11 protein-coding genes are annotated in these 13,238 nt (G+C 49.3%); 7 read left to right on the plus strand and 4 right to left on the minus strand.

What is annotated here, in order from left to right; all coding sequences use genetic code 11:
- Positions 1–16: 16 nt before the first annotated feature.
- Both pgeF and ACAW87_RS17245 read left to right on the plus strand, forming a co-directional pair.
- Positions 17–766, plus strand: a complete 750-nt coding sequence (gene pgeF, locus ACAW87_RS17240) for a peptidoglycan editing factor PgeF (RefSeq protein ID WP_370724877.1) — start codon at positions 17–19, stop codon at positions 764–766.
- 131 nt (positions 767–897) lie between these two features.
- Entirely contained in the window at positions 898–1,584 is a 687-nt protein-coding gene (locus ACAW87_RS17245; RefSeq protein ID WP_370724878.1) for a superoxide dismutase, read from the plus strand.
- Between the two features lie 96 nt (positions 1,585–1,680).
- Here ACAW87_RS17245 and ACAW87_RS17250 read toward each other — a convergent pair whose 3' ends face one another.
- Positions 1,681–3,231 carry a sensor histidine kinase gene (locus ACAW87_RS17250; protein WP_370724879.1) on the minus strand — a complete coding sequence of 517 codons (1,551 nt, stop codon included), beginning with the start codon at positions 3,229–3,231 and terminating at the stop codon, positions 1,681–1,683.
- A gap of 188 nt (positions 3,232–3,419) precedes the next feature.
- Here ACAW87_RS17250 and ACAW87_RS17255 point away from each other — a divergent pair, with 188 nt between their 5' ends.
- The 4 genes from ACAW87_RS17255 (at position 3,420) to ACAW87_RS17270 (ending at position 7,459) form a co-directional block, all read left to right on the plus strand.
- Complete coding sequence (locus ACAW87_RS17255; RefSeq protein ID WP_370724880.1) at positions 3,420–4,376, plus strand: isopenicillin N synthase family dioxygenase; 957 nt, start codon at positions 3,420–3,422, stop codon at positions 4,374–4,376.
- Positions 4,377–4,441: 65 nt separating this feature from the next.
- On the plus strand, positions 4,442–5,641 hold the full coding sequence (chrA, locus tag ACAW87_RS17260; protein WP_370724881.1) for a chromate efflux transporter: 1,200 nt from the start codon (positions 4,442–4,444) through the stop codon (positions 5,639–5,641).
- Between the two features lie 10 nt (positions 5,642–5,651).
- A complete protein-coding gene (locus ACAW87_RS17265; protein WP_370724882.1) occupies positions 5,652–7,118 on the plus strand; it encodes a M48 family metalloprotease in 1,467 nt (488 codons plus the stop codon).
- A 98-nt stretch (positions 7,119–7,216) separates the two neighbouring features.
- Positions 7,217–7,459, plus strand: coding sequence for a hypothetical protein (locus tag ACAW87_RS17270; RefSeq protein WP_370724883.1), 243 nt, complete (start codon positions 7,217–7,219; stop codon positions 7,457–7,459).
- Between the two features lie 51 nt (positions 7,460–7,510).
- On the opposite strand, the gene ACAW87_RS17275 is transcribed toward ACAW87_RS17270, so the two are convergent.
- Both ACAW87_RS17275 and ACAW87_RS17280 read right to left on the minus strand, forming a co-directional pair.
- Entirely contained in the window at positions 7,511–9,571 is a 2,061-nt protein-coding gene (locus ACAW87_RS17275; RefSeq protein WP_370724884.1) for an alpha-1,4-glucan--maltose-1-phosphate maltosyltransferase, read from the minus strand.
- A 416-nt stretch (positions 9,572–9,987) separates the two neighbouring features.
- On the minus strand, positions 9,988–10,443 hold the full coding sequence (locus ACAW87_RS17280) for a hypothetical protein (protein WP_370724885.1): 456 nt from the start codon (positions 10,441–10,443) through the stop codon (positions 9,988–9,990).
- A gap of 375 nt (positions 10,444–10,818) precedes the next feature.
- Here ACAW87_RS17280 and ACAW87_RS17285 point away from each other — a divergent pair, with 375 nt between their 5' ends.
- Positions 10,819–12,348, plus strand: coding sequence for a sulfatase family protein (locus ACAW87_RS17285; RefSeq protein WP_370724886.1), 1,530 nt, complete (start codon positions 10,819–10,821; stop codon positions 12,346–12,348).
- Between the two features lie 71 nt (positions 12,349–12,419).
- Here the strand turns inward: ACAW87_RS17285 and ACAW87_RS17290 are convergent, their stop codons facing one another.
- A complete protein-coding gene (locus ACAW87_RS17290) occupies positions 12,420–13,169 on the minus strand; it encodes an NIPSNAP family protein (protein WP_370724887.1) in 750 nt (249 codons plus the stop codon).
- Positions 13,170–13,238: the final 69 nt, after the last annotated feature.

Below are 13,238 nucleotides of genomic sequence, written 5' to 3' on the forward strand. Positions count from 1 at the left end.
CATCTATTTTTGCTCCATGCAACACGCGTCTTTTCAAGTACCAGCCCTTTTTGCGCCGTTTCCGCACCTGATTGCTGCCGAAAGTACGCGGCATGGGGGCATCAGCCAACCACCTTATTCGTCGCTTAACCTGGGCATCAATACCGACGATGACCCGGCTAATGTGGTGGAGAACCGGCGGCGATGGCTGGCCAACTGGCAACTGACCGACGCCAATCTGGCGTCTTCGTATCAGGTTCATGGTACAGCAATACAAGTGGCTACCGAAGCAGGACGAACTACCGGCTTTGATGCGCTAATCACCAACGTACCTGGCCTGATGGTAGGCGTTACCGTTGCCGATTGCACCCCGATTCTGGTCTTCGACACCCGAAACCGGGCCGTAGCCGCCATACACGCGGGTTGGCGCGGCACCGTGGGGGGCATCGTAGCCAACACACTAGCCAGCATGCATGCTCACTATGGTACCCAACCTGCCGACTGCCTTGCCTACGTGGGTACGTGCATCGACGCATGTTCCTTTGAGGTAGGCCCCGATGTCGCTACCCAGTTCGCCCCCTCCCGAACATCAATTGACCCCGTTTCGGGCAAAGCGCAGGTCGATCTTAAACAGGCCAACGCCGATCAGTTACGGGCTTTTGGATTGAGCGACAGCCAAATTGAGCTCTCCCCCTACTCTACCGTGCTCAACAACGACGACTATTTTTCGCACCGGCTCGAGCAGGGTCTCACCGGTCGAATGTTGGCTATTATCGGTGTCAGGTAGGCGGTCAACCGTTCCCGTGCGCTAAGGGTACCGACTTTGGTTTGGCTGTCCGTTGAAAACATCGTTACTTGCTTATCACAGGGCGGGAAGCACTCATCTGCCGCCTTTTCAGTACCTAAAAACACGTTACCATGAATCGATCTGAATTTTTGAAACTAGCCTTCGGTACTGCTGCCGGGCTCGCCATAACTCCGAATCGCGTTTTTGCTGCTCAGGCTGGTTCCTTCACACTGGCTCCCCTACCCTACGATGCCGCCGCTCTGGAGCCACACATCGATAAAATGACGATGGAAATCCACCACGGCAAACACCACAAAGCATACGTTGACAACCTCAACAAAGCTGTAGTTGGTACCGCTATGGCCGGTATGAACATCGACCAACTCGTTCGGAGCATCGACGCCAAAACGCCCGCTGCTGTTCGCAACAACGGCGGTGGTCACTGGAACCACACGTTCTTTTGGAACATCCTGTCGCCGAAAGGAGGCGGACAACCCAAAGGGGCGTTAGCCGATGCGATCAACAAGAAATACGGTTCGTTCGATAAGTTCAAGGAAGAGTGGGCCAAGGCGGCTACCGGCCGGTTTGGCTCGGGTTGGGTATGGCTGATTAAAGACGGCGCTGGCGTTGAGATCGTATCAACTCCCAATCAGGATAATCCCCTGATGAAGCTGGCCGACAAACCCGGCACCCCATTGATCGGCCTCGACGTTTGGGAACACGCCTACTACCTGAAATACCAGAACAAACGCCCCGATTACGTAACAGCCGCCTGGAATCTCTACGATTGGGATAAAGCCTCGAAAGCGTTTGCGTAAATGGTGAAGGGTGAAGGGTGAAGGCTCCGCTCTATACAATCAGGTTGCTAAGCAGAGCTTTCACCCTTCACTCCTCACCCTTCACTCCTCACCAATTCACCCCTGCTTAATGGGCAAATACACGTGAAATTGAGTTCCTTTACCGACCTCGCTTTCCAGTGTAATGGTTCCTTTGTGGTTGTCGACCACCTTCTTTGTGGTGGCTAGCCCAATGCCCGACCCTTCAAACTCCCTACGGCCGTGAAGCCGATTGAAGAGTCCGAATATTTTGTCGTGATTGGCGGCCTCAATACCAATCCCATTGTCCTTGATTGAGATTTGGGCATAGAGCGAATCGGCAGACGTAGCCAGGTTGGGTACGTGCGGCCCCTCTAGTACTCGCGCCGACACCGTGATGAGCGGCGTGCGTTCGGCGGGTACAAATTTGAGCGCATTGGTCAATAAATTCTGAAACAACTGTCGCAGTTGCTGCTCATCACCGGGAATAATGGGCATTGGCGGTTTTAGTCGCACCACCCCATTTCGTTCCTGAATCAAAACACTGAGATCGAAAATGAGCTCGTTGAAGAGGTCTTCAAGATGCACTACGCCCTGCGGTTTTTGTTCATTGCTCAGGCGGGCATACGAAAGCAACGACTGAATCAGCGTACTCATCCGGTCAGAAGCCGCCTGCATCCGGTCAATCATACCAACGCCATCTTTACCCATAGAGGCGCCGTAATTTGATTTCAGTAGATCACCGAATGCTTTTATTTTCCGTAGCGGTTCCTGCAAATCATGACTGGCTACATAGGCAAACTGCTCCAGATTCTGGTTCGAGTGCTGGAGCGCCGTATTGCTCTGAATCAGGGCCTGCTGCTGCCGGTATTGCTCGGTTACATTCCGAAACACAACCAGAATCATCACCACGTCGCCCTTCTCGTTGCGTACCGGACCCACATATACTTCGCTACGCCAGCCTCCCCAATGATCGGAAAAAAAGTGCGACTCACCCGCTAACGCCGTTCCCAGATAGTTACGCCAATCTTCCCGAAAATCGGGCAAAACTTTAGTTTCCAGTAGGCTACCGACCAGATGTTCAGGATTCGTGTCGGCCAGAAGACCCGGCAAAGTGCCACTAGCGGATAACACTTTCTTGAAATAATTAGTCACGATTACGCCTACTTCCGGTACCGTCGACGACAAGGCTTTCAGAAGAATAGAATCGTGCAACATGGTTTCCTGCGCCAGCTTTAGTTCAGAGATATCTGTGAACGTAAAAATGGCACGGGCACCGTCGCCTATGGGCTCAATGCTCAAGTCATACCAGGCCGTGATGTTGGTCCGGCCAACGTGGTAAAAAAACTCCTGGCGATGTGGCTTCCCTGAGTCGATAACCTGTCCTATGTTGCTCCATATCTTGTTGCTTTGCGAAGCAGGAGCCAGCGCACTGACTAGTCTGCCCACAGCTTCTGAACGCGACAAGCCTATTACTTGCTCGGCCCGTTTGTTCATCAGCACAACCCGAAAGTCCTCTATCTTTTTTCGCCCTTGTATCCGAATGGCTTCAAAGATAACAATACCACTCGCCGACTGATCCAGGGCCAGTTGCAGCAGTGCGTCGGAAGGGCCATCCGCCAACGGAATTACGGAAGAAGTAGCGTGCATTCGTTTACGCAAACAAGTTAACTTACTACCCTATTGAATTTGTAGGGAAATTGGATTCGTAACCTGTAAATGAAACCTGCTGTTCAAAAAAAAGTGTAAAGGGGAAACCTCACTGAGTCAATCCCAGGAAAAACACTTACTTCACCGCTGTTTTCGTAATTTTGCCCGGCAAAACTTCGTCACCAGTTATGACTGACTTAACAGAGTACAATGAAATTCCCTCGCTTGATTTAGCTGATTTTACCACCGGCGATCAGGCTCTCCGCAACCAATTTGTTGCCGACCTGGGTAATGCCTTTACCAACATTGGCTTTGTTGCCATCAAAAACCACGGCCTCAGCGATGAGCTGACCAAACAACTATATGCTTCGGCTCAATCTTTTTTCTCGGCTCCCGATGAACTGAAGAAAAAATATGAACATCCTGAACTGAACGGGCAGCGTGGCTACATTGGCAAAGGGCGCGAAACAGCCAAAGGATTCAAGGTGGCTGATCTGAAAGAGTTTTACCACATTGGTCAACCCGAACCGGAGGGCTCGATGCCCGCCAACGTGCTACCGGCCGAGTATCCTGAGTTTAGCCAATACACCGTTGACACATACCGTATTCTGGAGCAAACGGGCAAAACGCTACTACGGGCAATTGCGCTCTACCTGAGCCTGCCCGAAGACTATTTTGAAGCAAAAGTGCGCAATGGCGACAGCATTTTACGGGCACTTCATTACTTTCCGCTCGACCCCAACTCAACCCCCGACGGAGCTGTGCGCGCCGCTCCTCATGGCGATATTAACCTGATCACGCTGTTGATGGGTGCCTCGGCCGATGGACTGGAAGTGCTTCGGCGCGATGGAAAATGGATTGCCATCACCGCCTTGCCCGACCAGATCATTGTTAACGTAGGTGATATGCTCGACCGGCTAACCAACCACCGCCTGAAATCGACAATTCATCAGGTCGTAAACCCGTCCCGGGAAAAAATGGGTACGTCGCGCTATTCCATTCCTTTCTTTATGCACCCCCGCGCTGATATGAACCTGAGTAGCCTTGCCAGTTGCATTGATTCGCAAAACCCCAAGCTTTACTCAGACATGACCGCCGGTGAGTTTCTCAACGAACGCCTGATGGAACTGGGATTGAAAAAATAACAGGTTACCGTTGCTGCTGATCACTGACAGGCTAGTCAGCTATCAGCAGCAACTCCTTCCCACCCTTGAAACGACCTCCCACCCTCACACCAGTCCGTAAAATTCGGCATATCATCTTCCTGAAAGATGTGTTAATTCTGGCTGTGACATCATTTGGAGGACCCCAGGTGCATCTGACCATGTTCCTGGATTTGCTGGTCAAAAAACGTCGGTATCTGACAGAGGCCGAAGTCATGGAGTTGACCGCCCTGTGCCAGTTGCTTCCCGGCCCAACATCAACCCAAACGATTACGGCACTGGGTTACAAAATTGGTGGCCCCAATCTGGCCTATCTTACCCTGATTATCTGGTGCTTGCCCGCTGTTTTGGCCATGACAGCCGCCGGCATTGGCGTGCATTACATCGAACAGCAGAACGGCTCACTAGCCTTCACACGCTACATTCAGCCAATGGCCGTTGGTTTTCTGGTGGTAGCGGGCTACCGAATTGGTCGTAAAGTGATTCATAATCAGACCGGTCTGATACTGGCTTTGCTAGCAGCACTGGCTGCCTACATGTTTCGCTCTCCTTTTCTCACGCCCATTGTCATCATTGTGGGTGGGTTCACGACTTCGCTTACCTACCGGAAACACGCCAAGATGGACCATCAGCCCATGCACATTCAATGGGCTAACTTCGGGCTTTGGTTTGGCGTACTGGCTGGCGCGGCCTTGTTGGGCGCTATTACCCAATCGTTACCGGTACGTCTTTTCGAGAATTTTTATCGGAATGGCAGCCTCGTTTTTGGGGGTGGACAAGTACTTACGCCTATTCTGTACAACGAGTTTGTGGCTTTCAAACACTACATCAGTCGCGAAGAATTTTTGTCAGGGTTGGGGCTTGTTCAGGCAATGCCGGGGCCCGTTTTTGCCTTTGCTTCGTATATCGGTACATTGGCCATGCGAACAGAAGGGCTACAAGGACAGTTACTTGGTAGCCTTGTCTCTACAGTTGGTATTTTTCTACCGGGTACGTTCCTGATTTTCTTTGTGTATCGTTTCTGGGATCAGGTCAAACGGCATCGTCCGGTTCGGGCTTCGTTAGAGGGTATCAATGCGGCGAGTACGGGGCTTACGGCGGCTTCGGCCATCATTTTGTTTGAACCAATGGCACCGCACTGGCCTTTTGTGGCCGTTGTGTTGGGCACCATAGTATTGCTTGAATTTACAAAGCTTCCGCCCTACGCGCTTATTATCGGCGGTTTGGCGTTAGGCATTATTCTTTAATCCATCTTCTATGAAATACATTCCTACCCTATCCAAACTGGTTATTGCTTCGTTAGCTCTGTTGCTAACAAACTGCGCCCGCAACCCTGTAACAGGCAAGCGCGAATTAAGTATGATGTCGCCCGAGCAGGAAATTGCCATTGGTAAAGAGTCACACCCTTCTATTGTGGCAACGATGGGCCTCTATGAAGACGCCAAGCTTCAGGCTTTCATGAACCAGAAAGGCAAAGCGATGGCTGCCATTTCGCACCGGCCCGAATTACCTTACCAGTTTTTCATCGTTGATTCACCCGTTGTCAATGCGTTTGCTGTGCCGGGTGGGTACGTCTATTTCACCCGGGGTATTCTGGCTCACTTCAACAACGAAGCCGAATTTGCGGGGGTGCTGGGCCACGAAATTGGCCATATCACGGCCAAACACTCGGCCCGGCAGCAATCCAGTCAGTTATTGACATCGCTGGCGGGTATTGCCGGGGCCATTCTGGTACCTCAACTAGGCGAAAGTTTCATGCAGGGTGCCCAGTTGCTGCAACTCAGCTATAGCCGTGCTCACGAATCAGAGTCAGACCAGATTGGGGTTGGCTACTCCAGCAAAATTGGTTACGACGCCAGCAAAATGGCCGACTTCTTCGCCACTATTAAACGTATTCAGGACAACTCGGGGCAGAGCATACCCGACATGATGTCGACCCACCCCGACCCGGGCAATCGTTTCACGAAGGTGCATGAGTTGGCCAAAGACTATCAGACCAAAAATCCGGGCAATTATCAGGTCAACCGGGAATCGTACCTGCGTATGATTGATGGGCTCATGTTTGGCGAAGATCCTAAACAGGGCTTTGTGGAGAATAACATGTTTTACCATCCCGAACTGAAGTTTCAGTTTCCGGTACCGGCAGGCTGGCAGCACCAAAATTCGCCTTCTCAGTTCCAGATGGGGCCTAAAGACGGCAAATCGTCGGTGATCATGATGCTGGCAAAAGGCAACTCGCTCGACGAAGCAGCACAGACGATGGTGAAGGAACTGAACCTTAAGGTGCTTGAAAACGCGAAACGAACCGTGAACGGCAATCAGGCGATTGTGCTTATTTCGCAACAGCTCCCTCAGCAACAACAGGGGCAGCAGCAACAGCAGCAGACGGCGGCTAATACCCTGCAAATCGGCACGTACCTGATTCAGTACAATAATCTTATTTATGCCATTCACGGCCTATCGTCAGCCGCCGATTTTGAGCGGGCCTACCCCACATTCCGTACCGTTTCAGAAGGTTTCCGTACCCTGACCGATCCCGACAAAATCAACCGCAAACCAGATCGTGTGTATGTGCGGCAGGCTCCCCGGGCAGGTACGTTCCGCGATGTGATGACAGCGCTAAACATGCCCGCCAGCCGTATTGAAGAGTTAGGCGTGTTGAATAGCCTGAAAGCAGATAGTCCGGTCGCTAAAGGAGAACTGGTGAAAGTAATTTCCAAATAGTTGACTTTCTGAGAGTTGACGGCTCAATATTTACGGAGTAAATAAGAGGTGTATACGTTTGTCTATTATTTTTGTACCGACAATCAGCACTCACGTTTATGAGCCGCCCTTCGCGCTTTTTCACCGATCATTCAACTATGCGGCTAACGTTTATGTTAGCACTGAATGCCCTGTGTATTGCCGCTGTTGTTGCCTTGCGTTACATGTTGCCCACTACGTTTCAGCGCCCAACGCTGAGTATTCCCAACGTTGGTAACTTCAGCATTGCTAACTGGTTCGCCGATCGCCTCGCCGACATAGTGAGCTTAATTCAGGAGCTTCTTCGTCATTTAATTCAATAAAAAAAGCAGGCTGATCAGCCTGCTTTTTTTATTGAATTTGCTCAAAAAAATCTACTCGATCCGGAAAAGGTGCATAGGCATAATGTAGGGGTCAAGCTCCACAAAATTCCACTCACCATGCCAGGTGTAGCGATTACCGGTTAGCAGATCGTGTACCGTATAGGGTTGATCGTTAACAAAGCCCAATTGCCAGATTGGCACCTGAACCATGCCCGCCCGCCGGTTATAGGCATCCATATTCACCACAATCAGCAAGCGATTACCTTCCGCCAGTTTAAGATAAGCGGTTAAATGCTCGTCATCGATTCGACAGAAAGTCAGATTATTGGTTTGCTGCAGGGCGGCATTCTCGCGGCGGATGCGGTTGGTCAAGCCAATCAGGTACGTTAATTTATTGGTGCGTTCCCAATCCCAATGCCGGATTTCGTATTTCTCCGAATTCAGGAATTCTTCTTTATTTGGGAAACGAATATGCTCCATCAGTTCAAATGATGGCCCGTAAATGCCATAATTTGCCGATAATGTAGCCGCCAGAAAATAACGAATCAGAAACTGCGGTTCGTGGCCTGTCTGTAATACCCCCGGATTTATATCATGCGTTGTTGGCCAAAAGTTGGGGCGGAAATAATGTCGCATTTCGCCCGTGGTCAACTCGGTCATGTACTGCTCCAGTTCGGCTTTGTTGTTGCGCCAGGTATAGTACGTATACGAATGGGCAAAACCAACCTTGGCCAGTTGTTGCATTACCTTGGGCTTGGTGAATGCCTCTGAGAGAAACAGCATATCGGGATGGTGTTTTTTCACTTCAGCGATTACCCATTCCCAAAAAACAAACGGCTTTGTGTGCGGATTGTCTACCCGCACGATACGCACGCCCCAATCGGCCCATACCAACAAAACCCGTTTCATTTCGAGCCAGAGATTTTGCCAGTCCTCAGTTTCAAAATAAACAGGGTAAATGTCCTGATATTTTTTGGGTGGATTTTCGGCGTACTGAATGGTGCCATCGGGCCGTTTTTTAAACCACTCCGGGTGTTCCGTTGCCCATGGATGGTCGGGCGAACATTGAATGGCTAAATCCATGGCTACCTCCATACCAAATGTTTTGGCTTCGGCAACGAGGTGTTTAAATTCCTCGACAGTGCCCAATTCGGGATGAATGGCATCATGCCCTCCTTCGGCCGAACCAATTCCGTACGGAACGCCGGGTTCTCCGGGTAGGCAGGTCACAGAATTGTTTTTGCCTTTCCGGTGGGCCGTGCCGATGGGGTGAATAGGCGGCAGATACAGTACATCGAATCCCATGCCGGCAATACGAGGCAACAGTTTTTCTACATCGCCGAAGGTACCATGAACAGGCAAATCGCCGGGGCCTACTTGCTGACTGGCCGAGCGCGGAAACAGGCAATACCAGGTGCTAAAACCAGCCGCTGCCCGATCTACTTCAACGCCCAGTTCGTAGGGGAAACGGGATGGATGCTGCCGTTCTGGGTACTGTTGCGCCCAGGTTAGGAATTGCGCACTTTCGGCCAGATGAATAGCCTCCTGATAGGCTTCATTATTCGTCAGATCAGCCCCCTCCCGGAACAAGGCTGCTGCACGCACTAATGCCGCGGCATCAGACGCGTTGGCGTTGGGGCCACCACCAGCGCGGTGCGCCATGCCATCGACCAGCAGGGCACCAGCCAGTAATTCGCTGCTAATCCGCTGACCATCGGCCACTTTTAACTCTATTTCATGCTGCCACGAGGCAATATGGTCTACCCAGGCTTCGATAGTATAATGATAACGCCCCAGCTTTTCGACGGCGAACGTACCTGCCCATCGATCGTTGACCAACAGCTGCATAGGCGTCTCCTGCCAGCTTTTTTCGTCGCCGTAACGGTATAACAGCCGAACTGCCAGCACATCGTGCCCATCGGCAACAATATCGGCTTCAACGGGAATGGTATCTCCGAGTATGGCTTTAATTGGATAACGACCCGGACGATCATAACCGGCATCGACTTCGGGAGAAACGCGCTCTATTTGCACGCGGGTCTGACCGGCCAAACCGGCTAACGAAACATCAGTTGTTAGCGATTGCTTCTTTGATGATGTTTGTTTCTTCATAGATAAAAAGGGAGTTAGGCCGCAAAAATAACCGTTCGCGTCGGAGTTTACGGCACACGAGATAAGGGGCCATAGAGCAATAAGATACACTGTGACCCAACAAACCTAAGTATGTTCCACTAAAAACCTTCTTCAGCTTGATTCCTCTCTTGCTCGGCCTATAATTGTGACCTACTGGCAACTACATACCCATTGCCTGAGAAACTAAACGAGCAAAAGAAGGAAATTCGCGGTATTTTTTTGCGATTAAGTTAGATTAATTCACAGTATACCAACATACGTTATTTTTGACTTAACTGAAAAAAGAAATTCCCTTGTCGGTTATCTGTTACAATAACGAACAAGGGAATAAGGTATATTTCCAGGCAGTTGCAAGTCAGGTTAACTTACCTGCATGCAGGAATAGCCTTTATAAACTATTCTGCTTTTGGCCGACCAACTTTACCGGTTTTCTCTGAAGGCTTATTCAGTTTCAACTCATATCCGGCCACATCGCCCCCAAAGTCGTAGTCGCTTATAACGAAAGTATATTTTTGACTAACGAAATCGATGCCATTTTTCTGAAGAATAACGGGCAGTGAAATGCTATAACTCTTTGCTGCTTTCACCATACTGAAAGCGCTAGAGTCTGATCCAGAAGCAGGAACCAGATACAGTAGTTTAGCTTTACGCTTGCCGGCCTTAGCACCAACTTTGAATATCGTGTTGCTTGGGTCGAGACCTAATTGCTCAATACTTTTATTGGGCAATACCAGTTTACCAGTAGCTGAAATATAGCCAGTTACTGTCACTGATTTTTTTGAACGCTTTTTAGGCGCAGTCTCTTCTGTGTTTTCTGAAGGGTCAAAAAAGCGAATTTCTTCTGTCTGCATAGTATTGGATTAATAAGTTCTGCGCAAACATACACATAATTTTCAGGTACGTCTAAAAAGTAGAAAGTTTTTGAGCGTACCTGAAAAGTAGAAACTAAATCTTTTTTACTAAATCGCTATAATAGCATACAGTACGATTAGACTTTGTAGGGGTACTGTTAGACAAAATAGGTCAAATCATAAAACACATTCACGCTCCGGTATACGATTAGCTGGACATTAGACAGTAGACGCTGGATATTGGACAAAAAAAACAGGTCAGTCTCAGAGACTTTTTTTCTGACCTATAACATCCAACTTCTATTATCCAATACTAGGATAGGCATTCTGTATATTGAGTAAAAAGCAAGGCTGAATTTCTTATCGTTATCACCCATGAAAAATCATCTACTCATTGCCCTCTCGGCGCTTACCCTCATCAGTTTGCTTGCGGCATTTCGGCTGCCGATCGAGCTAAGACCGGCAAAACCCAAAAACATTATCTATATTCTGGCTGATGATCACCGGTACGATTTTATGGGTTTTACCGGCAAAGTTGCTGGTTTGCAAACCCCCAATCTAGACCGCCTGGCTCGTGAAGGTGCTCATGTACGCAATGCGTTTGTGAGCACGGCACTTTGTTCGCCAAGCAGAGCCAGTATTCTGACCGGGCAATACGCTCATACGCACAAAGTGGTTGACAATTTTGCGCCGCAAACACCGGGGTTAACCTTTTTTCCGCAGTACCTGAAAGCGGCGGGCTACAAGACAGCGTTTCTGGGTAAATGGCACATGGGCAATGCCGACGATGCACCCCAACCCGGATTTGATTACTGGTTAAGTTTTAAGGGACAGGGCGTTTATTACAATCCAACGTTTAACATCAATGGTAAACAGGTAGCCCACGGCGATAGTAGTTACACTACCGATCTGCTCACAGATTATGCATTAGGCTGGTTGACTTCACTAAAAAAAGACAAGCCATTCTGCCTGTATTTATCACACAAAGCAGTGCATTCCGAATTTCAGCCCGCCAAACGTCATCGGGGAGTCAACAGTACGATGCCCATTAATTACCCCGAATCGATGTACCTCACGGCGTCTGACTCCAGTAAGATATGGGGCAAAAAACCGTCGGTAAATCCAGAAACAAAACAGGCTACAGTAAATATGGCCGATATGCCCAACTGGGTAAAGCAACAACGCTATAGCTGGCATGGCGTTGATTACCTATATCACGGTGCTATTGGTTTCAACGAATTTTACCGGCAATACTGCGAAACCCTTATGGGTGTCGACGATAGTGTGGGTCGGGTGTTGCAGTGGCTCGAAGACAATAACCTGGCCGAAACAACCCTGGTAGTGTACATGGGCGACAACGGCTTCAGTTTTGGCGAACGAGGCTTGATTGACAAACGACATATGTATGAAGAGTCGATGCGGGTGCCGTTGCTAGTACGCTGCCCTGCCGTGATCAAGCCCGGCACCAAGCTCGATCAGGTAATTCAGAACGTGGATATTGCACCTACTTTTCTGGCCTATGCCGGGCTGGCTAAACCGGCTCAAATGCAGGGCAATTCATTTTTGCCACTCTTACAGGGAGTAACAATACCCTGGCGCAATCAGGCCTTTTACGAATATTATTGGGAGGCCGATTTTCCGCAAACTCCCACCATGTTTGGTGTCAGAACGGATCGGTATAAGTACATTTTCAATCACGGCGTTTGGGATGCCAATGAACTGTATGATCTGCAAACCGACCCGCAGGAAGTAAATAACCTGATTCGGAGTGCCAACCATCAGGCGATCGCAAAAGAGATGCGCAATCAGGTTTTCGACTGGCTCGAATCGACCAACGGCTTGCAGATACCAATGAATCCAGTACGGCAAAAACGCAACGATCACCGGTTTAAAGGAACGTACTGATAGTAGGAACGTACCCAATAAATAAGGCTAGACTGTCACCAGTCTAGCCTTATTTATTGGGTACGTTCCTACTATTGAATAGGCGAGTAATCGGTTGGTTTCAGATAAAGTGACTCTACTTTTACGGTTATAGGGCCGTCTTTTTCTGACTCCGCTTTTACTTTTTCCCACTTGGGATCTTTACGGAACAGCTCAAAATTGGCTTTGCCTTGCTCTTCGCTTGGGTGCGCCAGTATATACACTAATTTAGGCTGTACGCCTTCTTTTTCGGCGGTAGTCCAGTAGCCAATGTGCTCCATGCCATGTTTGCTGAACAGCTTTTTGGTATGATCGCGGAAACGAGTCAATAAATTGGGCAGTTTATCGGGCTGTGCCGTGTAGGTACGTAGCTCGAAGGTGCGCATCGGTGATTTTTTCTTTGGTTTGATCACCGGCGACAAATCAGATTCGGTCATGAAGTACGAATCGACTTTGCTGACGAGTTTACCGTTCGCTTCTGTTTTAGCTACCACTGCTTTCCATTCAGGATCAGCCCCAAAATGTTTCCAGGCTGTGTCGCGGGCGGCTTTGCTGGGGTACGCCAATATGTAGATCAATTCTTCGCGGCTGGCATCGGTGGGTGTCCAGTAACCGATATTTTCCATGCCGTGTTTTTCAAAGATTTTGGTCGTGTACTGCCGAAACCGGTCTACTATAGCCTCGTATTTACCGGGGTTAGGGTAATAAACGCGCACTTCGTAGTATTTAGATGATTGGCTTTGGGCTGTTAGCGTCATACCGCAGAGTGTAATAAGCAGTAACGTGATGTGCAGTTTCTTCATTAGTGAATTAGTGTATCGTTTTTTAAGGAAAGAGCCATTTTTACTGATTTATACTGATCCAATGTCCAG

The organism is Fibrella aquatica (genome assembly GCF_041321135.1).
Taxonomy (GTDB): domain Bacteria; phylum Bacteroidota; class Bacteroidia; order Cytophagales; family Spirosomataceae; genus Fibrella; species Fibrella aquatica.

Bases quoted from the DNA above. Each gene is read 5' to 3' on its own strand.
- pgeF (WP_370724877.1), top strand. From the start codon at position 17: ATGCAACACGCGTCTTTTCAAGTACCAGCCCTTTTTGCGCCGTTTCCG.
- ACAW87_RS17245 (WP_370724878.1), top strand. From the start codon at position 898: ATGAATCGATCTGAATTTTTGAAACTAGCCTTCGGTACTGCTGCCGGG.
- ACAW87_RS17250 (WP_370724879.1), bottom strand. From the start codon at position 3,231: ATGCACGCTACTTCTTCCGTAATTCCGTTGGCGGATGGCCCTTCCGAC.
- ACAW87_RS17255 (WP_370724880.1), top strand. From the start codon at position 3,420: ATGACTGACTTAACAGAGTACAATGAAATTCCCTCGCTTGATTTAGCT.
- ACAW87_RS17265 (WP_370724882.1), top strand. From the start codon at position 5,652: ATGAAATACATTCCTACCCTATCCAAACTGGTTATTGCTTCGTTAGCT.
- ACAW87_RS17270 (WP_370724883.1), top strand. From the start codon at position 7,217: ATGAGCCGCCCTTCGCGCTTTTTCACCGATCATTCAACTATGCGGCTA.
- ACAW87_RS17275 (WP_370724884.1), bottom strand. From the start codon at position 9,571: ATGAAGAAACAAACATCATCAAAGAAGCAATCGCTAACAACTGATGTT.
- ACAW87_RS17280 (WP_370724885.1), bottom strand. From the start codon at position 10,443: ATGCAGACAGAAGAAATTCGCTTTTTTGACCCTTCAGAAAACACAGAA.
- ACAW87_RS17285 (WP_370724886.1), top strand. From the start codon at position 10,819: ATGAAAAATCATCTACTCATTGCCCTCTCGGCGCTTACCCTCATCAGT.
- ACAW87_RS17290 (WP_370724887.1), bottom strand. From the start codon at position 13,169: ATGAAGAAACTGCACATCACGTTACTGCTTATTACACTCTGCGGTATG.